Annotated in this window: 21 protein-coding genes; 15 read left to right on the forward strand and 6 right to left on the reverse strand. The window is 62.3% G+C overall.

All coding sequences use genetic code 11. The features are described 5' to 3' along the window. Nucleotides 1-4: 4 nt before the first annotated feature. On the forward strand, nucleotides 5-1,018 hold the full coding sequence (locus tag ASD52_RS17965) for a phosphotransferase (protein ID WP_057225042.1): 1,014 nt from the start codon (nucleotides 5-7) through the stop codon (nucleotides 1,016-1,018). Nucleotides 1,019-1,035: 17 nt separating this feature from the next. On the opposite strand, the gene hpaR is transcribed toward ASD52_RS17965, so the two are convergent. Next, nucleotides 1,036-1,506, reverse strand: a complete 471-nt coding sequence (hpaR, locus tag ASD52_RS17970) for a homoprotocatechuate degradation operon regulator HpaR (RefSeq protein WP_057225044.1) — start codon at nucleotides 1,504-1,506, stop codon at nucleotides 1,036-1,038. A gap of 133 nt (nucleotides 1,507-1,639) precedes the next feature. Between hpaR and ASD52_RS17975 the strand changes: the two genes are divergently transcribed. From ASD52_RS17975 to hpaI, 7 genes are all read left to right on the forward strand, one after another. Next, complete coding sequence (locus ASD52_RS17975) at nucleotides 1,640-2,032, forward strand: 5-carboxymethyl-2-hydroxymuconate Delta-isomerase (RefSeq protein WP_057225045.1); 393 nt, start codon at nucleotides 1,640-1,642, stop codon at nucleotides 2,030-2,032. A gap of 67 nt (nucleotides 2,033-2,099) precedes the next feature. Beyond that, nucleotides 2,100-3,617, forward strand: coding sequence for a 5-carboxymethyl-2-hydroxymuconate semialdehyde dehydrogenase (hpaE, locus tag ASD52_RS17980; RefSeq protein ID WP_057225047.1), 1,518 nt, complete (start codon nucleotides 2,100-2,102; stop codon nucleotides 3,615-3,617). Nucleotides 3,618-3,661: 44 nt separating this feature from the next. After that, nucleotides 3,662-4,642: a 3,4-dihydroxyphenylacetate 2,3-dioxygenase gene (gene hpaD, locus ASD52_RS17985; RefSeq protein ID WP_057225049.1), complete on the forward strand. Its 981-nt coding sequence runs from the start codon at nucleotides 3,662-3,664 to the stop codon at nucleotides 4,640-4,642. 67 nt (nucleotides 4,643-4,709) lie between these two features. Then, on the forward strand, nucleotides 4,710-6,122 hold the full coding sequence (locus ASD52_RS17990) for a pyridoxal-dependent decarboxylase (RefSeq protein WP_025428276.1): 1,413 nt from the start codon (nucleotides 4,710-4,712) through the stop codon (nucleotides 6,120-6,122). A gap of 58 nt (nucleotides 6,123-6,180) precedes the next feature. Beyond that, complete coding sequence (locus ASD52_RS17995; protein WP_057225051.1) at nucleotides 6,181-7,050, forward strand: fumarylacetoacetate hydrolase family protein; 870 nt, start codon at nucleotides 6,181-6,183, stop codon at nucleotides 7,048-7,050. Between the two features lie 3 nt (nucleotides 7,051-7,053). Continuing rightward, entirely contained in the window at nucleotides 7,054-7,857 is an 804-nt protein-coding gene (gene hpaH / locus ASD52_RS18000) for a 2-oxo-hept-4-ene-1,7-dioate hydratase (RefSeq protein WP_057214618.1), read from the forward strand. 9 nt (nucleotides 7,858-7,866) lie between these two features. Further along, nucleotides 7,867-8,664, forward strand: a complete 798-nt coding sequence (hpaI, locus tag ASD52_RS18005; RefSeq protein WP_057225053.1) for a 4-hydroxy-2-oxoheptanedioate aldolase — start codon at nucleotides 7,867-7,869, stop codon at nucleotides 8,662-8,664. Here the strand turns inward: hpaI and ASD52_RS18010 are convergent. The 3 genes from ASD52_RS18010 to ASD52_RS18020 form a co-directional block, all read right to left on the reverse strand. Further along, a complete protein-coding gene (locus ASD52_RS18010) occupies nucleotides 8,658-9,656 on the reverse strand; it encodes an NAD-dependent epimerase/dehydratase family protein (RefSeq protein WP_057207374.1) in 999 nt (332 codons plus the stop codon). The genes hpaI and ASD52_RS18010 overlap by 7 nt on opposite strands. Before the next feature lie 12 nt (nucleotides 9,657-9,668). Then, nucleotides 9,669-10,940, reverse strand: coding sequence for a glycosyltransferase (locus ASD52_RS18015; RefSeq protein ID WP_063991849.1), 1,272 nt, complete (start codon nucleotides 10,938-10,940; stop codon nucleotides 9,669-9,671). 224 nt (nucleotides 10,941-11,164) lie between these two features. Next, on the reverse strand, nucleotides 11,165-11,752 hold the full coding sequence (locus ASD52_RS18020) for a YqaA family protein (RefSeq protein WP_057207375.1): 588 nt from the start codon (nucleotides 11,750-11,752) through the stop codon (nucleotides 11,165-11,167). A 351-nt stretch (nucleotides 11,753-12,103) separates the two neighbouring features. On the opposite strand from ASD52_RS18020, the gene ASD52_RS18025 reads away from it, so the two are divergent. From ASD52_RS18025 to ASD52_RS18055, 6 genes are all read left to right on the forward strand, one after another. Further along, nucleotides 12,104-12,991 (forward strand): NAD(P)/FAD-dependent oxidoreductase, encoded by an 888-nt coding sequence (locus ASD52_RS18025; protein ID WP_057225056.1) that lies wholly within the window; start codon nucleotides 12,104-12,106, stop codon nucleotides 12,989-12,991. A gap of 106 nt (nucleotides 12,992-13,097) precedes the next feature. Then, nucleotides 13,098-13,574 carry an Rrf2 family transcriptional regulator gene (locus ASD52_RS18030; protein ID WP_025428268.1) on the forward strand — a complete coding sequence of 159 codons (477 nt, stop codon included), beginning with the start codon at nucleotides 13,098-13,100 and terminating at the stop codon, nucleotides 13,572-13,574. Nucleotides 13,575-13,693: 119 nt separating this feature from the next. Continuing rightward, nucleotides 13,694-14,368 (forward strand): response regulator transcription factor, encoded by a 675-nt coding sequence (locus ASD52_RS18035; protein WP_057225058.1) that lies wholly within the window; start codon nucleotides 13,694-13,696, stop codon nucleotides 14,366-14,368. Beyond that, on the forward strand, nucleotides 14,365-15,720 hold the full coding sequence (locus ASD52_RS18040; RefSeq protein ID WP_057225059.1) for a HAMP domain-containing sensor histidine kinase: 1,356 nt from the start codon (nucleotides 14,365-14,367) through the stop codon (nucleotides 15,718-15,720). Before ASD52_RS18035 ends, ASD52_RS18040 begins: the two co-directional genes overlap by 4 nt. A gap of 282 nt (nucleotides 15,721-16,002) precedes the next feature. After that, nucleotides 16,003-17,034, forward strand: coding sequence for a GH25 family lysozyme (locus ASD52_RS18050; RefSeq protein ID WP_057214642.1), 1,032 nt, complete (start codon nucleotides 16,003-16,005; stop codon nucleotides 17,032-17,034). A gap of 829 nt (nucleotides 17,035-17,863) precedes the next feature. Beyond that, complete coding sequence (locus ASD52_RS18055) at nucleotides 17,864-18,121, forward strand: hypothetical protein (RefSeq protein ID WP_128090487.1); 258 nt, start codon at nucleotides 17,864-17,866, stop codon at nucleotides 18,119-18,121. A gap of 162 nt (nucleotides 18,122-18,283) precedes the next feature. Here the strand turns inward: ASD52_RS18055 and ASD52_RS18060 are convergent, their stop codons facing one another. After that, on the reverse strand, nucleotides 18,284-18,745 hold the full coding sequence (locus ASD52_RS18060; protein ID WP_025428262.1) for an Lrp/AsnC family transcriptional regulator: 462 nt from the start codon (nucleotides 18,743-18,745) through the stop codon (nucleotides 18,284-18,286). Nucleotides 18,746-18,943: 198 nt separating this feature from the next. On the opposite strand from ASD52_RS18060, the gene ASD52_RS18065 reads away from it, so the two are divergent. Continuing rightward, nucleotides 18,944-20,197 (forward strand): D-amino acid dehydrogenase, encoded by a 1,254-nt coding sequence (locus tag ASD52_RS18065; RefSeq protein WP_057214645.1) that lies wholly within the window; start codon nucleotides 18,944-18,946, stop codon nucleotides 20,195-20,197. Between the two features lie 36 nt (nucleotides 20,198-20,233). On the opposite strand, the gene ASD52_RS18070 is transcribed toward ASD52_RS18065, so the two are convergent. Then, entirely contained in the window at nucleotides 20,234-21,712 is a 1,479-nt protein-coding gene (locus tag ASD52_RS18070; protein ID WP_158071722.1) for a patatin-like phospholipase family protein, read from the reverse strand. Between the last annotated feature and the right edge of the window lie 148 nt (nucleotides 21,713-21,860).

Here is a 21,860-nt window from a genome sequence, read left to right on the forward strand (position 1 = left end):
CGCCATGGCCGAGCATCTGCCACAACATCTGCTGCTAGCACTCGAGGCCCGCGCACTGGAGGCCATAACCCACTGGGGACTTGCCGACGTGCGGCCCGAGCTGCTGAAATATCGGGAGAACGCCGTCTTCCGGGTCACCCTCGCCGACGGCGAGCCGGCTGCGCTCAGACTGCACCGACCGGGTTATCACGACGAGGCCGCGCTGCGCTCCGAACTGCAGTGGATGACAGCCTTGGGCGACGGCGGCCTTGCGGTGCCGAGCGCGATTGCGACACCGGACGGCCGTCTACTCGTGCATCTCGACCCGACCGATGATTTTGGCGCACAGCATGCCGATATCGTCAGCTGGCTGGACGGCTCGCCGTTCGGTGAAAGCGGCGTTCCGCTCGCGCATAGCGGTGAGAGGCAGATCGTCCTGTTTCATGCGCTTGGGGCCATGATGGCCGACATGCACAACCTTGCCGATCGCTGGTCGGCGCCATCAGGCTTCAAACGTCCTGCCTGGGACATCGCGGGCCTGCTTGGCGAAAGGCCGGTCTGGGGCCGCTTCTGGGATTGCGAGGGCCTGTCGGTCGAGCAGAGGTGTGGGCTCGGCATTCTGCGCGATCGGCTTCGGAGCATTCTGGAAAACGTGCCTGCGGGCGAGTTCGACTACGGCCTCGTCCATGCCGACCTCGTGCGCGAGAACGTGCTGGTTTGTGACGACGGCGTGGCGTTCATCGATTTCGACGACGCGGGCTTCGGCTTTCGCCTGTTCGATATCGCGACGGCGCTCCTGAAGAACCGCAATGAACCGGCCTACGAGGCGATCGAAAGGGCGTTGATCGAAGGATACAGAAGCAAGCGCCCATTGACGGATCCGGCACTTTCGGCGCTGCCGATCTTCATGGCGCTTCGTAGCCTCACCTATATCGGCTGGTTTGCCGCGCGCCCGGAACTTCCGGACGCGGAGGCGCGTGTGCGTCGTTACGCGGATGAGGCGTTGCTCTTGGCGCAAGCGCTACCGGTCCTCGCATGAGGAATGCAGATGCCTTATCAATCGCCGAGCGTTGCGAGCTCGTCCAGCATGTCGAGCAACACCTCAACACGTTCGCGGCCGTAACGCGCTTCGAGCTGGTCGTAGATCGCCCGGCTTTCCGGGCTGACATCGGCAATGACGCGCATGCCCGCGGGCGCGATCTCGAGCAGCACGCGACGACCGTCGTCGGCGTCCTTGTGCTTGGTGATCAGTCCGCGCTCCTCGAGCGAGCGGATGATACGCGTGAGGCTCGGCGCCAAAATGAAGGCCTTGTCGGCCATCTCGGACGCGTCGACCTTGCCGGATTCTGCGAGGATCCGGATGACGCGCCATTGCTGCTCGGTGATTTCGTGACGCGCCAGCATCGGTCGGAAATGCCCCATCACCGCTTCGCGCGCGCGCAGAAGCGCGATCGGCAGCGACCGACGCGTATTGTGGGGAAGAAGGGCGTCGGGCCCAAGCTCGATCGGGGTTTTCGCACGGCTCATGCGCGATCTATGGGCGATTTTTCACCTTTCTGCAATTGCCGGCGAGCTTCGGGCGACAGCGAAAGTCGCTTGACACGGAACGGCATATTGTTAACGTGTTAATTAATAAACAGAGAGACACGGAGGACAGGAAATGCCGCACTTCACGATCGAACATTCCGCCAATCTCGACGCGCGCGTCGACTTCGACCGCCTGTGCCGCACGATCCACAAGACCATCCTCGGCACCGGTCTCTTTGAAACCGGCGCCGTTCGCGTGCGCGCAATCCGCAGCGCCGACTACGCGATTGCCGATCTCTTGCCTGAGAACAGTTTCATCGACATGTCCTTCCGAATCGGCTGGGGCCGCTCGGACGCCGAAAAGCAGGCGACCGGGACGGCCATCTTCGATGCCGCCACACAAGAGCTCGCAAGCCTTTTCGACACACCTCATTTCGCCCTCAGCCTGGAGATCCGCGAAATCGACCCGGATCTCAGCTGGAAGAAGAACGCGATCCACCCGCGCCTTCGAAAGCAGGGCAACTGACCCCGGCAGAAGTCGGCAAGAGTTTCTGCGCCCGCACAACGGCAGCGCACCACGATTGGAGAATGACATGTCCAAACTCGACGAGAACTTCAAGAAGGCGGACGCCTATCTCGCCCGCTTCGGCACGCACGGCGTCTTGAACCACATCAATGGCGAAGCCGTGCCGGCGCTGGATGGCGACAGCTTCGAGACGATCTCGCCAGTCGATCTCAAGCCGCTTGCAACCGTCTCACGCGGCAAAGCAGCCGATATCGACCGCGCTGCCCGTGCCGCGAAGGAGGCCTTCCCAGCCTGGGCCGCCATGCCGGGCGAAACGCGCAAAAAACTTCTGCACAAGATCGCCGATGCCATCGTCGCGCGCGCCGAGGAGATTGCCTTCGTCGAATGCATGGACACGGGGCAGTCGCTCAAGTTCATGGCCAAGGCCGCTCTGCGTGGTGCGGAGAACTTTCGCTTCTTTGCCGATCGCGCACCGGAGGCCCGCGACGGCAAGGTGCTACGCGGTGACAACCAGATCAACATGACCACGCGCGTACCGATCGGCCCGGTCGGCATCATCACGCCCTGGAACACGCCGTTCATGCTGTCGACTTGGAAGATAGCGCCCGCGCTCGCGGCCGGCTGCACCATCGTCCACAAGCCGGCGGAGTTCTCGCCGCTGACGGCCCGCCTGCTCGTCGAGATCGCCGAGGAAGCCGGTCTACCCAAGGGTGTCTGGAACCTGGTCAACGGCTTTGGCGAGGACGCCGGCAAGGCGCTGACCGAGCACCCTGCCATCAAGGCCATCGGCTTCGTCGGCGAAAGCCGGACGGGATCGCTGATCATGAAACAGGGCGCCGACACGCTGAAGCGGGTGCATTTCGAGCTCGGCGGCAAGAACCCGGTCGTCGTCTTTGCCGACGCCGATCTGGAGCGCGCCGCTGACGCCGCGGTGTTCATGATCTATTCGCTGAACGGTGAACGCTGCACCTCCTCTTCTCGGCTGCTGGTGGAAGACAGCATCTACAACAGCTTTACCGCGCTGGTTGCCGAGAAGGCCAAGCGCATCAGGATCGGTCATCCGCTCGATCCGGAAACCGTAGTCGGGCCGCTGATCCACCCGGAGCATGAAAAGAAGGTGCTCGAATACATCGGCATCGGCCAGGAAGAAGGTGCGACGGTTGCTGCCGGCGGTGCAAAGTTCGACGGCCCCGGTGGCGGCTGCTACGTCCAGCCGACGCTCTTTACCGGCGCCAACAATTCCATGCGGATCGCGCAGGAGGAGATCTTCGGGCCGGTCCTGACCGCCATTGCCTTCAAGGACGAGGCGGAGGCGCTGGAGCTTGCCAACGACGTTCAATACGGCCTTACCGGCTACCTCTGGACCTCCGACATCACGCGCGCCTTCCGCTTCACCGATCATCTCGAGGCGGGGATGATTTGGGTCAATTCCGAAAATGTCCGTCATCTGCCGACGCCCTTTGGCGGCGTCAAAAGCTCCGGCATCGGCCGCGACGGCGGCGACTGGTCGTTCGACTTTTACATGGAAACCAAGAACATCGCGTTTGCCAGCTCGGCGCATGCGATCGCCAAGCTCGGCGGCTGAGCGCGAGACACGAACCGCGCCGCCCAAAACTGGAGGAGACAAGAATGCCCTTACCGAAGCCGAACCTTCACCCGCCTTTCAACATCGTGCGGCTGAGCCATGTCGAACTCGCCGTCACCGATCTCGCCAAATCGCGCGCCTTCTATGTCTATGTGCTGGGCCTGCAGGTGACCGACGAGACGGCCGACACGATCTATCTGCGCGCCATGGAAGAACGCGGCCATCACTGCATCGTGCTGAAGAAGGCAGCGACTGCCGAAGCCCGCGATCTCGGTTTCAAGGTCTTTGGTGACGAGGACCTCGACAAGGCGGCGCATTTCTTCAAGCAGAAGGGGTTGCCGGTCGAATGGATCGAGCGGCCCTATCAGTCGCGCACCTTCCGCACCCGCGATCCGCAGGGCATTCCCTTGGAATTCTATTCGAAGATGGACCGCCTGCCGCCGATCCATCAGAAATATGCGCTTTATCGCGGCGTAAAGCCGCTGCGCATCGACCATTTCAACTGCTTCTCGCCCAATGTCGACGACGCCGTCGCCTTCTATAACGAGATCGGTTTCCGCGTGACCGAGTATACGGCCGACGAGGAGACCGGCCGGCTCTGGGCGGCCTGGACCCACCGCAAGGGCGGCGTACACGACATCGCCTTTACCAATGGTCGCGGCCCGCGCCTGCATCATACCGCCTTCTGGGTGCCGACGCCGCTCAACATCATCGACCTGCTCGACCTGATGTCGACCTCCGGCTGGCTCGCCAATATCGAGCGCGGCCCCGGACGTCATGGCATTTCCAATGCCTTCTTCCTCTATGTCCGCGATCCCGACAACCACCGCATCGAGATCTATTGCTCGGACTACCAGACCGTTGATCCCGATCTCGAACCGATCAAATGGGATCTCAAGGACCCGCAGCGCCAAACGCTCTGGGGCGCGCCTGCGCCACGCTCCTGGTTCGAAGAGGGCAGCCAATTTGCAGACGCCGAGACGGTGGAACCGGCGTTGAAGGCGCAACCTATCATCGCCCCGTAAATCGAGGCATGAAAGGTGGATGCCGGCACAACAGGGCCGGCACCAATGGCGCAAGGGGAGGAACGTTATGGACGAGAAGACTTTCGGTGAGTGGTCGCAGAAAGCGGCGGAATGGGGATCGGCCTATCGGGCGTCGCTACGCGACAGGCCTGTTCGCGCCCAGACGGCACCGGGCGCGATCGCAGCCCAGATCCCGAGCAAGCCGCCCCAGACCGGCGAGGACATGGCGGCGATCTTCGAGGATTTCGAAAACATCATCCTGCCGGGCATGACCCATTGGCAGCACCCGCGCTTCTTCGCCTATTTCCCTGCCAACGCCGCCCCGGTTTCCGTCATCGCCGAATATCTGGTGACGGCGATGGCCGCCCAATGCATGCTGTGGCAGACCTCCCCCGCTGCCACGGAGCTCGAAACCAGGGTGATCGACTGGCTGCGCCAGGCGATCGGCCTGCCCGACGGCTTTTCCGGCGTGATCCAGGACTCGGCGTCCTCCGCCACGCTCTCCGCCGTACTCGTCATGCGCGAGCGCGCCTTGAACTGGAAAGGCAACAAGCAAGGACTGAGCGCACACGCGCCCTTGCGCATCTACTCCTCGGACCAAGTCCACACCTCGATCGACCGGGCCATCTGGGTGTCGGGCATCGGCGAGGAAAACCTCGTGCGCATACCGGCGGCCGGGCCGCTCCACGCAATGGACTGCCAAGCGCTCGAAGCGGCCATTATCAGGGATAAAGACGCAGGTTTCCTGCCGGCCGGCGTCATTGCCTGTACCGGCGGCACCAGCACCGGCGCCTGCGACGATATCGCCGAAGTCGTTCGCGTCGCCCACAAGCACGGCCTTTATGTCCATGTCGATGCGGCATGGGCCGGGTCGGCAATGATCTGCGAGGAATTCCGCTCGCTCTGGGCCGGTGTCGAAGAGGCGGATTCTGTCGTCTTCAACCCGCACAAATGGCTCGGCGCCCAGTTCGACTGCTCTGCCCATTTCATCCGCAATCCCGATGATCTCGTCCGCACGCTGGCGATCCAACCGGAATATCTGAAGACCCATGGCCGCGACGGCATCATCAACTATTCTGAATGGACGATCCCGCTCGGAAGGCGCTTCCGCGCCCTGAAGCTGTGGTTCCTGCTGCGCTTCCACGGGCTGGATGGTCTGAAGACGATGATCCGCAACCACGTCGCCTGGGCAAATCGCCTGGCCGCGCGCCTCGGCGCGAACGAAAACTTCGAAATCGTCACCGCGCCGCGCTTCTCGCTGTTCTCGTTCCGCCATCGCGGTGGCGCCGACAGCGACGCCCACAACATCGCGCTGGTCAATGCCATCAACGACGATGGCCGCATTTACCTGACCCAGACGCGGGTCGACGGCCGCGTCGCCATCCGCTTCCAGGCAGGCCAGTTCGACATGACCGAGGCGGACGCCGATGTCGCCTTCGATGTCATCACCGAGGTCGCTGCGGGCATGGCTAACCGGTGATCTGCGGGATCAAACATGTCTGCCCGTCGGCATCGCCCGACCAGGCCGGAGGATTGAAATGACGCTTGTGAAATTCGCCAGTTTTTACACGAGCGACGGTCAGGGATACGGCCTTGTCAGCGACCACGGCATCATCGATCTGTCCCGGCGTTATTGCTCGAAATGGCCGACGCTGCGCGAGGTCATTGCCGACGGCGCCCTGACAAGGCTTGCGGACGAAGCCGCCACCCTCGCCCCGGATTTTTCGCTGGATGAAATCCGCTTCGAAATCCCGATCCCCGCGCCGGAAAAGATCATCTGCGTCGGAGTCAATTTCCCCGATCGCAACGAAGAGTACCGCGATGGGCAGGCAGCACCGTCCAATCCGTCGCTGTTCATCCGCTTCCCGCGTTCCTTCACCGGGCACGGACAGCCGCTGATCCGCCCGCCTGAAAGCCCGCAGCTCGACTACGAGGGCGAGATCGTCATCGTCATCGGCAAGGGCGGCCGGCGCATCCCCGAAGGCTCGGCGCTCGACCATATAGCTGCGTTGTCGCTCTGCAACGAAGGCACGATCCGCGACTGGGTGCGCCACGCCAAGTTCAACGTCACGCAAGGCAAGAACTTCGACCGCACGGGTTCGATCGGGCCATGGCTGGTTCCCTTCACCGACGAGGCGCAGATCGCAGACATCAAGCTCGAAACCCGCGTCAATGGTTGGGTCCGCCAGCAGGACCGAACCAGCCGGATGATCTTCTCCTTCCGCAAGATCATTAACTACGTCTCGACCTTCACCACGCTGGTGCCCGGCGACGTGATCGTCACGGGAACGCCGACCGGTGCCGGCGCCCGCTTCGACCCGCCGATCTGGCTGAAACCCGGCGATGTCGTCGAGGTCGAGGCCGATGGCATCGGCCTGCTTCGCAACCCCATCGCCGACGAGGTGTGAGCCGTGTTGAACGCCAGCGAAATCGCCGATGCCGCAAGGACGCTCGATGCGGCGGAGGCGAGCCGTATCCAGACCGGCCTTCTCTCCCTGAAGCATCCCGACATGACCATGGACGACGCCTACGCCGTGCAATCGGCCTGGGTGAAGCAGAAGATCGCCCGCGGACGCAGGGTCATCGGCTGGAAGATCGGGCTGACGTCGAAGGCGATGCAATATGCGCTGAACATCGATATTCCCGATTCCGGCGTGTTGTTCGACGACATGATGTTCGAGGACGGCGCCACGATCCCCAGGGATCGTTTCATCCAGCCGCGCATCGAGGCCGAGATCGCTTTCGTCATGAAGGCGCCGCTCGCCGGCCCCAATGTCAGCGTCTTCGACGTCCTCAATGCTACCGACTACGTCACTCCAGCGCTCGAGATTCTCGACACACGCATCCTGCGTGTCGATCCGGAAACGAAGAAGGCCCGAACCATCGTCGACACCATTTCCGACAATGCCGCCAATGCCGGCATCGTCATCGGCGGCCGCGCCATGCGCCCGCAGGATGTCGACATGCGCTGGATGGGCGCCATCGTCTCGCGCAATGCCGCGGTTGAAGAAACCGGGCTTGGTGCAGGCGTCCTCAACCATCCGGCCCGCGGCATCGCTTGGCTTGCCAACCGGCTTGCCAGCTATGGCGACCGCATCGACGCCGGCCAGATTGTGCTTGCCGGCTCGTTCATCCGCCCCGTCGAGGCCCGGCACGGCGACACCATCGTCGCCGATTTCGGGCCGCAGGGAACCGTCAGCTGCTTCTTCGAATAGGGTGCGCCCATGCCTGCTCCACGCAATATGTTCAAGCTTGCCCTTTCCGAGGGCCGGCCGCAGATCGGCCTTTGGCTGGCCCTCGCCAATCCCTACGCCGCCGAGATCTGCGGCGGTGCCGGTTTCGACTGGCTGCTGATCGACGGCGAACATGCCCCGAACGACGTGCCGCTGATGATGGCGCAGCTCCAGGCGCTCTCCAGTTCGACGAGCCATCCGATCATCCGCCCGCCGATCGGCGAGGCGTGGCTGATCAAGCAGCTTCTCGATCTCGGCGCGCAGACGCTGCTGGTGCCTATGGTCGAGACCGGCGAACAGGCCCGCGCGCTGGTCCGTGCCGTGCGGTATCCGCCCCACGGCATGCGCGGCGTCGGCGCAGCGCTTGCCCGCGCGTCGGCCTTCAACCGCATTGATGATTATCTCCCGACCGCCAATGCCGAGATCTGCCTGCTGTTGCAGGTGGAAAGCCGTGCGGGACTGGCGGCACTGGACGATATTGCGTCGACCGAAGGGGTCGATGGCGTCTTCATCGGTCCGGCGGATCTGGCGGCCGACATGGGCTTCCTTGGCCGGCCCGGGGCACCCGAGGTGCAGGAGGCGGTCGAGGCTGCACTCGCGCGCATACAGTCGCACGGCAAGGCTGCCGGCATCCTGACCTCGGACACCGCACTCGCCAAGCGCTACCTCGAACTGGGCGCGCTCTTCGTCGCTGTTGGGAACGATGTTAGCCTGCTCGTGGGAGCGACCAGCCGCCTGCGTGCGAACTTTGCCGAACAGCCGGTTGCGCCGCCCGCATCCGGCTATTGAGAGGCAACGCCACCGAGTGCATAGGGTCGCTTCGATTGCATTTGGTCGAGCGCCCGCGCCACGCCGGCCTGAAGATCGATGCGCGGCGCAAGGCCATAGGACGCCTGCAGCGCCGTATCGCCACAACGGAAGAACACGCCCTCGGGCTTGTCTGACCGGCCGCTTACTCTCGGCTCCCAGCCGATGCACCGGCTGACCAGTTGGGCGAGTTCAATGAAGGAGGTGGCGATGCCGGTGGAGATGTTGAGAGATGCGCCGTTCTGCAACCGGGTAAAGGTTCGCCAGACGAAATCGACGCAATCCGAGATATGGATGAAGTCGCGACATTGCCGGCCCGAGCCCCAGACGAAAACCTCTTCCGTGCCGCGCTCATCGAGGAGCCGTCTGCAGATCGCCGGGAATGGATAGCTCAGGTCCTGATCCTCGCCGTAGCCGCTGAACGGCCGGTAGGCGACCGCCCGCCCGCCATAATTCTCGACATAAAGCTTCATGAGGTATTCGCCGCTGAGCTTCGCCCAGCCATAACTCAGATCCGGGACGCCGATCGTGTGCTCGAAGTCGATCATGTCTTCGCTCAGCTTGCGGTACCCTTCCGGGCGCTGGAGGCTCACGGGATAAGCGGCACTCGAGCTGAAATAGATGACGGATCCCGGACGCGTGCGCGCGGCCCAGCGCCACATATCGGTGTCCACCGCGAGATCCTCAGCAACCAGAAGCGTCTGGGTCTCCAGCATGACACGACCGCCGACCATCGCGGCGAGATGAAACACCATGTCGAAACGGTCGTCGGAGCGATCGAAGTAGCGGCGGCAATCCTCCTCGATGAGGGAGAAGCCGCCCCTCGGCGGGTTCGGCCAATCCTCAGGACGCATTGCCCCGGTTCCGCGCGCGAGCTTATCGACGCAAACGACCTCGACACCTTCCGACATCAGCTTGCCGCAGAGATGGCGTCCCACAAATCCGGCTCCGCCGGTCACCAATGCACGCGCCATCCTCTCTCCCTTTCAGATCCGGCTGGCCATCCCAAACTCTGGATGTCCAGGTCGCCCCACCGCCCCTGTCATCACATCACGGATCGAAAATTTGATCCGTCCGGCATAGATATCGACCATCCGCTGGTGCCATTCATCGCGCGAAGGCGCGATCCTCTTGCCATAGGCGAATGCACCCTCGCTCAAACGCCGAACGAGATCGTCGTTTTCCATCAGCACCATCTTCTCGGCGAGGGATCGGGCATTGCCGCTCTGAAAAACCAGCCCCGCCTGGTTCTCTTCGATTTCTCTGGCAATGAGCGCATTGCTGCTGGCGATCACCGGTATGCCCGACATCAGCGCCTCGGCGGCGACGAGACCGTAGGGTTCGGGCATCCGCGACGGCATGAAAAAATAGCGTGCCTTGGCCGCGACGGCGGTAACCTCGCCGTCATCAAGCCATCCCGGAACATGACAGTGAGGAAGTGTGTGTTGTATTTCCTGGAGCAACGGCCCTTGTCCAATCAAGGTCGCCGCCTTGCCCGTCACGTTGAGCGCCTCGGCCAGCGTACGGACGCCCTTTTCTACCGTCATGCGGCCAAGAAACATGGCGCGTTCGTTCTTCCAGGCTTCAACGGGAAACCGCGTGAGCGGCGTCGACGGCGTGCGCAACGTCAGGAAGTTTCGAAGCGAGCCCGTGCTCAGGTAAGGTTCCATGGCTTCATGCGCGAGAATGACACCGACGCGGCCCCAGAAGACCTCACCCGCGGCGCTCTGGGTCATCGAACGGCCGAAACGCCACAGCTTGTGAAGGTAGTTGCGCTTGTCGCAGGCGCTGGCCAAGCAACCGGCAGTCAGCGGTTTCTCCTCGCAGATATCGCCCTTCCCGAAATGAGCATACGCGCCGTTCGGACAGCTCAGAAAGAAATCATGCGCGGTAACGATGACCTTGGCGTCACTGCGCTCCAGCGCGTGAAAAATCGAAGGGGACAGGATCTGTGACCAACCGTGAACATGAACGACCGTGTCACTTCCGGACTTGAGCAATCGGCGCAAGGCACGGTAGGCGCGGCCGTTGAAATTCCTGTCGAACAGGTTTGCGAAGCGGACGCCGTCGCGCAAGGGGCGCTCGCCCAGCGCCTCCACCTGTACGCCCGGGAATCGCAAGCGAATGCCCGCACCGTCATCCCCGACCAGAACGGAACAGTCGAGCCCCGCCGCAACGCCTGCCTCAATGCATTGGAGCGCGACCTTGGTCGCACCGCCCAGGGCCTCCGACACGTCGTTGACAACGATAAGCCGCATGAACACTTGCCTCTCGGAGACTTTACTGGGCGACCTGGATCTCCCCCATTTGGCTGCCGCTTGCCGACGGTTTGCAAGATATCAATTTGCGGTAGACGCTGCGCGCGGATGGACGGAATAACGCCTTGCCAAATACCTCAAGGCGCGCACTGTCGGGCCGAAATGGCCGTTAAGCCTTTGCCTCCACCGACGGCAGGCAGGCTTTCGGCACAGCTTCGCTGTTGTTATTTTGCGAGAACGTAGACGCCGTAAAGCAGGATCAGCACGGCCGCAGCGACGGCTGCAATCAACCCCAGGCGCTTCTCGATGAAATGCCGGACGGCTTCGCCGTGCCGGCGAAGAACCGCCGCCAAAATGAAGAAGCGCGCGCCGCGCGTGATCACCGCCGACGCGATGAACATGCCAAGGCTGACATTGGCGGCACCAGAGAGGATGGTGACGACCTTCATCGGCGGCACGTGCGCAAGCCCCGATGTCACCAGCAGAAGCACGATTGCCTCCATGTCGACCGAAGCGCGCATCGATTCGAACGCATCGATCTTGCCGTAGAACTGCAGGATTGGACGGGCGATCGCGTCGAAGGCGTAGTGTCCGAGGAACCAGCCCGCGATGCCGCCGAGCACCGAGAACAGTGTGGCAATGAAGGCATAACGATAGGCCCTATGCGGTTTTGCCAGCACCATCGGCAGGAACAGGACGTCTGCCGGAACGACGAAGACGGAGCTTTCGACAAAGGCTACCAGCGCCAGCCACCATGCGGCGGACTTCCGGCCAGCGAGGTCCATCGTCCAATTGTACAAACTGCGAAGCATGGGAAATCCGGTCGTTCATCGGGGGCGTCCCGTGCGGGACCTTGGCGGGAAGCGTTCCGATCCCCGATGCCGGGGACAGAGGCTGAACACGCAACGATAATATCCAGTCGACTACCAAACAGGCGGATTTTTGTCTGCCTTGAAATCGCGCCAGAGCAACTTGAGCGACGGTCCTATTGGTCCGCCCCGCCAGCAAAGCTATCCGTAGCCTCGCGTCTTTCGGCCGGAGCCGATCCTGAGGCGCCAGCCATCGCCGCCAGGCTCAGTCATGGAACTTTTGTTGTTTCGTGATATTGAAAGCCAACTTCACGTAACTTATAAAGATACGATCTTGAGACGAAGAGGCCCGATATGACCCATGACGTAATCATCCTTGGCGGCAGCTACGCCGGCCTTTCCGCCGGCCTTCAACTCGCCCGCGCCCGCAGGAGCGTGCTGGTTATCGACACCGGAATGCGGCGGAACCGTTTCGCCGCGACATCGCACGGTTTCCTGACCCAGGATGGCAGCGCGCCGGCTGAAATCGCCGCCGAAGCCCGCTCGCAATTGATGGAATACCGGTCGGTCGAATGGCTGCAGACTGCCGCCATAAGTGCCGAACGTGTGCAGGATGGCTTCAAGGTCGCCCTGCAGCAGGGCCCCGATGTCACTGGCAAACGGCTTGTCCTCGCCACCGGCGTCACCGACGTCCTGCCGGATCTTGACGGGCTTGCCGAACGCTGGGGCAGGAGCGTCTTCCATTGCCCCTATTGCCATGGCTACGAACTCGACCAGGGTAGGATCGGCGTGCTCGCGACGTCGCCCCTTTCGATGCATCAGGCGCTGATGCTGCCGGACTGGGGTCCGACCACCTTCTTTCTCAACGGTGCATTCGAGCCCGACGCGGACCAGCTACAGCAGCTTGCATGGCGCAATGTCACGCTGGAGCACGGGCTTATCGACAGGATCGAGGGTGAACGGGTCGATGTCGTCATGAAGGACGGGCGGGTGTTGCCGATGGACGGCATATTCACCACCACCAGGACGGTGGTCTCGGCGCCATTTTCCGAACAGCTCGGCTGCACCTTGGACGACGGCCCGCTCGGACGCTACATCCGAACCGATGCGATGAAGGCAACGACGGTTCCGGGCGTCTTTGCCTGCGGAGATGCGGCAAGGCCGACGGGGTCGGTCGCGCTCGCCGTTGGAGACGGTGCCATGGCCGGAGCTGCAACCCACCGCTCGCTGATGTTCGACTGACAGCGACTGCAGCGGGTCCGGGCGTCACGCCGCTGGACAATGAAACGGCGGCCTCCCCTAGGCGGCACTATCCATGCTATCAGATGCGAAACAGGGAAGATTGCCAATGCGCCAGGACGGACGGCTTTCACGGCTGCTGCATGTGTTGCTGCACATGGAAAAGCACGCAGCGCCGATGACATCCGAAACCATTGCCCGGATGCTCGGCACGAACTCCGTCGTCGTGCGCCGGACGATGGCCGGCCTTCGCGATGCCGGTTACGTGTCGTCCGAGAAGGGCCATGGCGGCGGTTGGACGTTGTCGCGGCCGCTTTCCGAGATCACCCTCCTCGACGTCTATCGAACCATCGGCAGTCCCGGCTTCTTCGCCATGGGTGTCGCAACCGACGAACCGCAATGCCTGGTCGAACAGGCTGTCAATTCGGCGCTGGAGCGAACACTCGATGAGGCAGAGACCCTGCTGCTCGCGCGATTGGGCGAGATCGCCATCTCCGATATCGCCGCCGATTTCGAGCGGCGCTATGGCGCTGTCACGGGCAACCGATTGTCCTCGTGCAAAGGTCATCCGACAGAGCCGAGTTGAAGACCTCGTCACTGATTGAACCGGACATCGTTTGTTTTTCCGGCTGATGACAGGTTCCCTCAATGAACGTGCGCGAGGATCGCCGCGCGTCGGAGCGTCGTGCGGAGTGAAGCGGTTTCATGCGGGTGCTATTGGTCGAGGACGAGGCAGAACTTGCGGGGGCGCTGAAGACAGCGCTTAGCCAACACCGCATGGTCGTCGATCATGCGCGTGACCTGGCGGAGGCGACCCTCGTTCTCAGCGATGCGGTCTATGACGTCGTCGTGCTCGATCGGCGGCTGCCGGATGGAGACGGGCTTTCGCTCATCCCGGCGATCAGATTGCGGGGCAACAGCGTGCCGGTGCTTGTGCTGACGGCGCTGGGCGAACTTGCGGATCGTGTCGCCGGACTTGATGGCGGCGCCGACGATTATATCGGCAAGCCCTTCGCATTCGAGGAGCTTCTGGCGCGCCTGCGGGCGCTGGCGCGGCGCCCTGTCGCCGTACAATCCGACGTCGTGGCGGTCGGCCGCCTGTCGTTCGACCTCGCCCATCTTGAAGCCAAAGTCGATGGCGTGCCCCTGAAAATGCCACGCCGTGAACTGCTGGTTCTCGAAACCCTGACGCGGCGCATGGGGCGGATGGTGCTGCGTGCGGCCCTCATGGAAGCCGTGTTCGGCCTTGACGACGAAATCCAGTCGAACGCCCTCGATACCCACATATCGCGTGTGCGGAGAAAGCTTCTCGACGCCAATGCAGGCGTCACGATCAATGGCATTCGCGGCGTCGGCTACCTCCTGCGGGAAGCGCAATGATCACCGGCACGCCGCACTCCTTCAAATGGCGGCTCGTCCGCTGGCTGGTGCTCTTCGAAACAGCCGCCATCAGCCTTGTAATCGCCATCGCGGTCGGTCTGCTCTGGGCGACTGGCTATCTTATCGACGGCTACGAGAACGGCAATATCGATGTGCTCACGGACGCGATCGTGCGCGATGGGCAGAACAACCTCGTGGTCCAGGAAACCCCAGAGCTGGCGCGGCTGCGGCGCGAAGTAGGCGAGATCTGGTTCATCGCTCGCGACCGCGCCGGACACAGGCTTTCCGAAGGCGCGGTGCCTCTGGCATTCGCCTTTGCCACGGCCGGTCTCGACCGGATGAACGACGGACGCTTCAGGCTCTCGCCCGACAAGGATTCGCGGCCGGAAGCCGTCGTCAAATGGGTCGATTCGCCCGCGGGGAATATCCAGATCTTCACCGGCACGGAGGGGCAACTCACGCTTCGCCGGCTGCTGCTCGGCACCTCTGGCGCGTTCCTGACCATTTTCGTGCCTATGCTGCTGTTGCTGGCACTCGCCACCATCATCGTCACGCCGATCGTCGTTCGCCGGATGCTGGCCGGTCTCTCGCATGCAGCAGCCCATGCAGCCCATATCGAGTTTGACCAGCAGGGCGTGCAGATGCCGATCAAGGGCGTTCCGGCCGAATTCCTGCCGCTGGTCGAAGCTTTCAACAATGCCCTTAAACGCCTCGACGAGGGATATGCCCGCCACAAGCGCTTTCTCGCCCAGGCGGCTCACGAGTTGCGCACCCCCATTGCAATCCTCAACACGCGGGTAGCAACGTTGCCGCCGAGCGACGGCAAGGCGCGGCTGATCGAGGACACCAATCGCCTGGCGACACTCGCCGGCCAGCTGCTCGACCTGCAGCGCCTCGGCAAACGAACGACCCCGTTTTGCCCGCTCGACCTCAGGGCACTCGCCGAACGCGTCATTGTCGATCTGGCGCCACTTGCCTTTGCCGCCGGATACGAAATGTCCTTCGATCCGGCAGACGAGCCGATGATCGTCCTTGGCGATCATTCGTCGCTCGAACGGGCTTTGACCAATCTCGTGCAGAATGCCATCGAGCATGGCGGTCGTCGCGGCAAGATCACTTTTCGCGTCATGGCGCCGGCGCGCGTCGAAATCTGCGACGAAGGTGACGGCGTCCCACTTGCAGAGCGCGAACGAATTTTCGAGCCGTTCAGCCGGCTTCATCCCGGCGGCAAGGGCGCCGGGCTGGGCTTGAGCTTGGTCAGGGAGATCGTGCACCTCCACGGTGGCCATGTCGCGATCGTCGACGCGACATCGGGCGGCGCATGTTTCAGGATCGACCTGCCGCCGGCATGACGCGCTACTGCATGTTTCCTTAAATCGTATCCGATTCAAGGATAAAAACATGCAGCAATTTAAAGTGCTACAGCGACCTTTGCGCGTCTGATAAGACGCGCGGCGCTGTAAAGAAGCGTGTTCTCTCTGCGCCATGCTCGCCGCTTCGACTTTTCGGAAAGGGGGTCGATCGTAAAGATTGTATTTAATCTTTTCCGGTAAGTTTCCGTTAGCAATTTCACATCAATGGGGTCCCGGCGGTACTGTTGTTCGCCGTCGACAATGTTTTGCGTACGGGTGCTCATGCGTTTTTCAGCTGTGCCAGCAATGTTCCTTGCCTGTCTGGTTTTGGCGGGCTGCACGTCCAGTTCGACGCTGGACACGATCGTGCCGCAGCAGCCCTCGCGCGAAACGACGAGTTCGGTCGTGCCGACGTCTCCCGTGCCTTCGGCCAATGTCGGCGTCGCAGCGGCTCAAGCCGCCCCGCCGCAGGAGGTGCTGGCCTGGGCCGGAGCAGTTCCGGAACCGGAAGCCTTCCGACCGCAGGCTAAGACGGCGGCAACGCCCATGCCGCTGGAGCGGCCCGTTGCCGTGATCGCCCCGGCAACACCCGCGGTCCTGACGACACCGGGGACACGCACGCAGATCTACAGCCATCGCTTCCGCGATGCCAAGCCGATTAATTTCGGCCGCGCATCCCCGCGCAAGATGGCCGTTCATGGTGTCGACGTGTCGCGCTGGCAGGGCGAGATCGACTGGCCCAAGCTGCGCGCGCAGGGTGCCAACTTCGCCTATATCAAGGCGACCGATGGCGGCGACCACCTCGATCCGATGTTCAAGAAGAACTGGCGCAAGGCAAAAGAAGCCGGGCTGAAGCGCGGCGCCTACCACTTCTTCTATTGGTGCCGCACGGCCGGCGAGCAGGCCGACTGGTTCATCCGCAATGTTCCAAGAGAAGCCGGCGCTCTGCCGCCTGTCATCGACGTCGAATACAACGGTGAGTCCAGCTGCAAGCGACGCCTGTCGCGCGCCCGTGTGCTTGAAAAGATGCAAGTCTTCATGGACAAGCTCGAGGCGCATTACGGCCAGCGACCGATCATCTACACCGCCCCGGATTTCTATCAGGACAACCTGACCGGCGAACTGCTCGACTACCCGTTCTGGCTGCGCTCGGTGGCAGCTCATCCCTCCAAGAGATATCCAGGCCGCAAGTGGATCTTCTGGCAGTATTCGGGCTCGGGCCTGTCGCACGGCGTCGAAGGCAAGATCGACCTTAATGTGTTCCACGGCAACGAGAACGAATGGCAGAACTGGCTCGCCAGGCGGGCAAGCTAGGTTTTGCGACAGACCAGGCGCCTGACGTGTGCCTGGCTGGCCTGATCTCTATTTCACAGCTGCGTTGCCCCTGAGCCGAAGCCTGCTGTGGTGCCGTCCCTATGCACTTGGGCCGCCGCATTGCGCGCGGGAGCAGCCGCGCGCTCCGGGCCCAGTTTCAAATCCTGAGTGATTACAACCTGCCTTGCATAAAGGCAGCTCCCCAAAAGAAAAAGCCTGCCGCGGGAGGAGGTGCGGCAGGCTTTCAAAGGGATTGAATGGCAACCGGGAGGAGGAGTGTCGCCATTCCGGCAAGCGCTCGTTGGGAGGAGGAGAAAGCGCTTGCACACTCGAAGTCCTGCGGGAGGAGATGCATCGCTTCGATGAGTTGATTATACAAGAATGCACGCGATTTCGTAGATCTGACTTCGCAGACCAGCCATGCGCGGAGCGCCGGTCAGGCACTCCGAGGGCACCATGCAGGTTCTACAGCGCCGCGCGTCTTATGAGACGTGCAAAGGTCACTGTAGCACTTTGAATTGCTGCATGTTTCTAAATAGGATTTAGGGAAACATGCAGTGGTCTTGACTGAAGAGACCATAGAAATGCCGGCGCACGGTTACCCCTTCGCGTGGGCGCGCCCACCAAGTCGGCAAAAAACGATAATATTCCAAATGGTTAGTTGAATATTAGCGACAGCGCCTGCAAGCGTCACGCCCATGTCACGGGAACGGTCCCACAAACCGTGTTATAAAATCCCGTCATCGCGTGTCTCGGACATCCCTCCGCCATCGGTTGTGGATGCGAGAAGCATTGAAAGCCCATGCAAATCGGAAAGGATCGGCGGACTATGCCCCGCTACATGTACCATATCCATGCGGCCGGCGTGACGAGCCGCGATCAGGCCGGCAAACAGCACCCCAATGACGGCCGTGCGGTCGCTTACGGACAACTCATCGTCGACGAACTCGCCGAGGAATACGAATATCGGGGCGCGATCGTCGACGTCCTATCCCCGAGCGGGCGCCTGATCGCGCGTCTGGTTTCGAGCCGGGCGTTCCCGCCGTGGCTGCAATCCACACCACCCGAGCAGCGCGCGCTTCACTGATCCGCGTTCGGAAGTCTGTGCGGAGGCCGTCGCAATGGCCTCCGCTTGGACAATGCCAGTGAACGGGTTGGTTGAGGAAACATGCTTGGTATCGGCCATCGTCCGCTGGAACCGCTCCATAGGGTAGAAGCCGCGCGCTACGGCTCTCGCTGCGCGAATGAGCTAGCGCCGTCTCGCGCGTGACACAAGCACGTTGCGGATCGAAAAGCTGGAATGAATGCGCAACACGCCCGGGAGCTTCGCAAGGATTTCCTTGTGGATGCGCTCGAAGTCGCCGGCATTTTCGACCTCCACCCGCAACAGATAATCGGACCCGCCGGTCATGAGGTAACATTCCTGGATTTCCGGGTGTTTCCGCACCGCCGCCTCGAAGCGATTGAGGTGCTCCTCCGTCTGGCGTTCGAGCGTGATGTTGATGATCACCGCAATGGCGTTGTCGCCATCGGCGTTTCCGACCAGCGCCGTATAACCGCGGATCACGCCGCCCTGCTCCAGCAGATTGATGCGCCTCAAGCAGGCCGAAGGTGACAGCCCCACCTCGGCGGCGAGCTTTGTGTTGCTCATGCGCGCATTGAGACGCAGCAGACGAATGATGTTGCGATCGATCGCATCCAAACCGGACATGCAGATTCTTTCATTTTCCCGCCGATAATTCTTAAGATCAGCGAATACTCGAATATTCAAGCGCTACTTCGCATGATCGTGCTCGATTATTTCACTATGTTCGAGCGCAACTTCTGCCGGGTTTGGGGGCTGGTAACAGCGAGCATTTTGCGCGTACCTCAGCCCGTTTGACGATCGATCTGTGATCCTGAGGATGCGATGAAGATTACCATATTGGGCGCCGGTGTGATCGGCGTCACCTCCGCATATTATCTTGCCAAGGCGGGTCACGAGGTGACCGTCCTCGATCGGCAGTCCGGCCCTGCTCTGGAAACGAGCTTTGCCAATGCCGGCGAAATTTCTCCCGGCTATGCCTCGCCGTGGGCGGCACCCGGCATCCCGCAGAAGGCACTCAAGTGGCTGTTCATGAAGCACGCGCCCTTGATCATCCGCCCGATGGTGGACGCTGCCACCTGGCGCTGGATGACGGCAATGCTGCGCAACTGCACCTCGGCGCGTTACGCCGTCAACAAGGGGCGGATGGTCCGCCTTGCCGAATACAGCCGTGATTGCCTGATTGCGCTACGCGGGGAAACGGGCATTGCCTACGATCACCGCACGCAGGGCACCCTGCAGCTCTTCCGGACCGCCAAGCAACTCGACGGCATCGGCAAGGATATCGAAGTGCTGAAGGCCGATGGCGTGCCCTTCGAAGTGCTCGACCCGGCCGGCTGCGTGGCCGCTGAACCAGGCCTGCAACCGGTCCGCGACAAGATCGTCGGCGGCCTTCGGCTGCCGAATGACGAAACCGGCGACTGCTTCAAGTTCACCAACGAACTGCAGAGACGCGCCGAGGCTCTCGGCGTGCAGTTCCGCTTCGGCGTCGATATCCGCCGGCTTCGACAGGAGGGCAACCGCATCGTCGCCGTCGAGACGGCAGAGGGCGAGATCCGTTCCGACATCTTCGTCGCCGCCCTCGGCAGCTATACGCCGGCGCTCCTAAAGCCGCTCGGCCTTCGCCTGCCCGTCTATCCCGTGAAGGGCTACTCCATCACCGTTCCGATCGTCGACGAGACGCGGGCGCCGGTATCGACGATCATGGATGAGACCTACAAGATCGCCATCACCCGGCTTGGCGATCGAATTCGCGTCGGCGGCATGGCGGAGATCGCCGGCTTCAGCAGTGCCCTTCCCCAGACACGTCGCGCGACGCTCGAACATTCGGTCGAAGACCTGTTCGGCGGCGCTGGCAACCAGAGGCAAGCAACCTTCTGGTCCGGCTTGCGGCCGATGACGCCGGATGGAACACCGGTGGTCGGTGCAACGCGCTTCGCCAACCTGTTCCTCAACTCCGGGCACGGCACGCTCGGCTGGACCATGGCCTGCGGCTCGGGCCGCGTGCTGAGCGATCTGATCAGCGGCACCAAGCCCGAGATCGAAACGGCGGACCTGGCGATCAGCCGATACCACTGATGGGCATTCGTATCGCTTCGATGCCGAGCGTAAACGTCAGAACATACTGGTGATCCGCCGGGCCGTCACGAGTCCGCCTCGCCGGAGATCTGGCGTTGAACGCGCAAGCGGCATCCCCTTGCCCGTGCGTTGCAGGAACTGTCGATAAGCCGGATGCTCGATGAGAAGCCGTCGGCCAAGGCCTGACAAAAAGTCGACATCGTCGGGCTTCAACGTCAGGCGGTTGTGCAGCCGCATGATGCGTTTTGCCGTTGGCGGATCGGCGGTATCGGCGAGCGCCAGGCGAACGATGCCGACATCGAGATCGCGACAGCCTTTGCCGGAACGCTGAGTGGCGCAGCGCCATCTGATGACCTGATCACGCCAGACGGGCAATCGATTTTGCAGGGCATCGAAGCTCTGGAAGTTCGGAATGTTGATCATCGCATCGATCGCGGCCACGATCGCATCGGGGGCTTTCGGGCTCTTTGCATTGATGGAAAGATCACCTCCAACCCGCGTCGAGGCATCGACGACGATGACCAGCAGGTGCCGGAGCCGTCGCGCGCGGGCGGCAGGAAGCGGTTCCGGCGCTGGCCGGCCCATCAGATGCAGCAGGCTCTGTGTTCCGATGCCATCGACCAGGCCGCCGTCGTATAATTTGAGATAGTTCAGATCCGGCGCCGTCTCGTAGCGGCCGAGCGCATTCCAATATTCGCGCTCGACAAGCGACGTCGCGCCACGAGCAGACGACTGTGCTCGCGGGCTTCCGCCATCGCCTGGCAAACAGCTTTTGCTGAAGTTCTGCAGGGTGACCGGCGCAAACACCACCGGGACAGCGGCGGACGCCGCCACGGCATAGGCCAGCGGATAGTCATTGTAGTTGCTGCAGATTGCGGCAAAGGATGGACGATCGAAAATGAACGGGTTGCGATTGTAGAGGTCGGTGGCGTGGATCACCAGCCGAGGACGGTCAGGACGGCTCATGTCGCCAAGTGTCGCGCCCCGGAAGAGCTTGCGATCGAGCCAGGACGGGAACCCCGAGAGGTCGTTCATGCCACCCTGATAACCGCGCAGCAGATTTTGCGGCGTGAAGGCCGTGTGCAGCGAGGCTTCCACATCCTGACCGAGAAAATTCCGGCGAAAATCGTCAAGACCGGTCCGCCCGCGAAGCGCGAAATGGGAGGCAAGGACCGCACCGCCCGAAACCCCAGCAACGACTGCGACGTCATCGGCGAGCATTCGGTTCTTACCACCGGGCGAAGGCTGATCAGCCAGGGCGGACAGTACGCCATAGCCGAAGGCGGCAGATCTGGCACCACCGCCAGAAAAGGCAATGATGATGCCGACGTCGCCAAAGTTTTGCGCGTCCCGGAACTGGATGCTCCCGGTGGTGAAGACAAGTGGCTTGTTGGTCGGGCGCGTATCAGGCGCCATGCAGCCGGACAAGATCATGGCGCCGACAAGGACGCCTCTCCTCAGGACGCGGCCGGCGGTGATCCATAACCGCCGCAAATCGCGAACATCTGACCGCACGAGATGCCACCTGTCCCATCGTTCTCCGCAGTTCATCGCCATCTCGCTCCGTCCGCGGGCTGATCCAGCCGGGCCGACATTGATGTCGGCGCCGACCGTTCGAACACCTTACGGATCTAGATTGAGACAGCATGGCATGCCGCGGCGG

Origin of the sequence: Ensifer sp. Root142 (genome assembly GCF_001426785.1) — a bacterium.
GTDB classification, from domain to species: domain Bacteria; phylum Pseudomonadota; class Alphaproteobacteria; order Rhizobiales; family Rhizobiaceae; genus Ensifer; species Ensifer canadensis.

Bases quoted from the DNA above. Each gene is read 5' to 3' on its own strand.
- hpaR (WP_057225044.1), bottom strand. From the start codon at position 1,506: ATGAGCCGTGCGAAAACCCCGATCGAGCTTGGGCCCGACGCCCTTCTT.
- hpaE (WP_057225047.1), top strand. From the start codon at position 2,100: ATGTCCAAACTCGACGAGAACTTCAAGAAGGCGGACGCCTATCTCGCC.
- ASD52_RS18065 (WP_057214645.1), top strand. From the start codon at position 18,944: ATGAAGATTACCATATTGGGCGCCGGTGTGATCGGCGTCACCTCCGCA.
- ASD52_RS18035 (WP_057225058.1), top strand. From the start codon at position 13,694: ATGCGGGTGCTATTGGTCGAGGACGAGGCAGAACTTGCGGGGGCGCTG.
- ASD52_RS18050 (WP_057214642.1), top strand. From the start codon at position 16,003: ATGCGTTTTTCAGCTGTGCCAGCAATGTTCCTTGCCTGTCTGGTTTTG.
- ASD52_RS17990 (WP_025428276.1), top strand. From the start codon at position 4,710: ATGGACGAGAAGACTTTCGGTGAGTGGTCGCAGAAAGCGGCGGAATGG.
- hpaD (WP_057225049.1), top strand. From the start codon at position 3,662: ATGCCCTTACCGAAGCCGAACCTTCACCCGCCTTTCAACATCGTGCGG.
- ASD52_RS18030 (WP_025428268.1), top strand. From the start codon at position 13,098: ATGCGCCAGGACGGACGGCTTTCACGGCTGCTGCATGTGTTGCTGCAC.
- ASD52_RS17995 (WP_057225051.1), top strand. From the start codon at position 6,181: ATGACGCTTGTGAAATTCGCCAGTTTTTACACGAGCGACGGTCAGGGA.
- ASD52_RS18025 (WP_057225056.1), top strand. From the start codon at position 12,104: ATGACCCATGACGTAATCATCCTTGGCGGCAGCTACGCCGGCCTTTCC.
- ASD52_RS18060 (WP_025428262.1), bottom strand. From the start codon at position 18,745: ATGTCCGGTTTGGATGCGATCGATCGCAACATCATTCGTCTGCTGCGT.
- ASD52_RS18040 (WP_057225059.1), top strand. From the start codon at position 14,365: ATGATCACCGGCACGCCGCACTCCTTCAAATGGCGGCTCGTCCGCTGG.
- ASD52_RS17975 (WP_057225045.1), top strand. From the start codon at position 1,640: ATGCCGCACTTCACGATCGAACATTCCGCCAATCTCGACGCGCGCGTC.
- ASD52_RS18055 (WP_128090487.1), top strand. From the start codon at position 17,864: ATGCCCCGCTACATGTACCATATCCATGCGGCCGGCGTGACGAGCCGC.
- ASD52_RS18015 (WP_063991849.1), bottom strand. From the start codon at position 10,940: ATGCGGCTTATCGTTGTCAACGACGTGTCGGAGGCCCTGGGCGGTGCG.
- ASD52_RS17965 (WP_057225042.1), top strand. From the start codon at position 5: ATGGCCGAGCATCTGCCACAACATCTGCTGCTAGCACTCGAGGCCCGC.
- hpaI (WP_057225053.1), top strand. From the start codon at position 7,867: ATGCCTGCTCCACGCAATATGTTCAAGCTTGCCCTTTCCGAGGGCCGG.
- ASD52_RS18020 (WP_057207375.1), bottom strand. From the start codon at position 11,752: ATGCTTCGCAGTTTGTACAATTGGACGATGGACCTCGCTGGCCGGAAG.
- ASD52_RS18010 (WP_057207374.1), bottom strand. From the start codon at position 9,656: ATGGCGCGTGCATTGGTGACCGGCGGAGCCGGATTTGTGGGACGCCAT.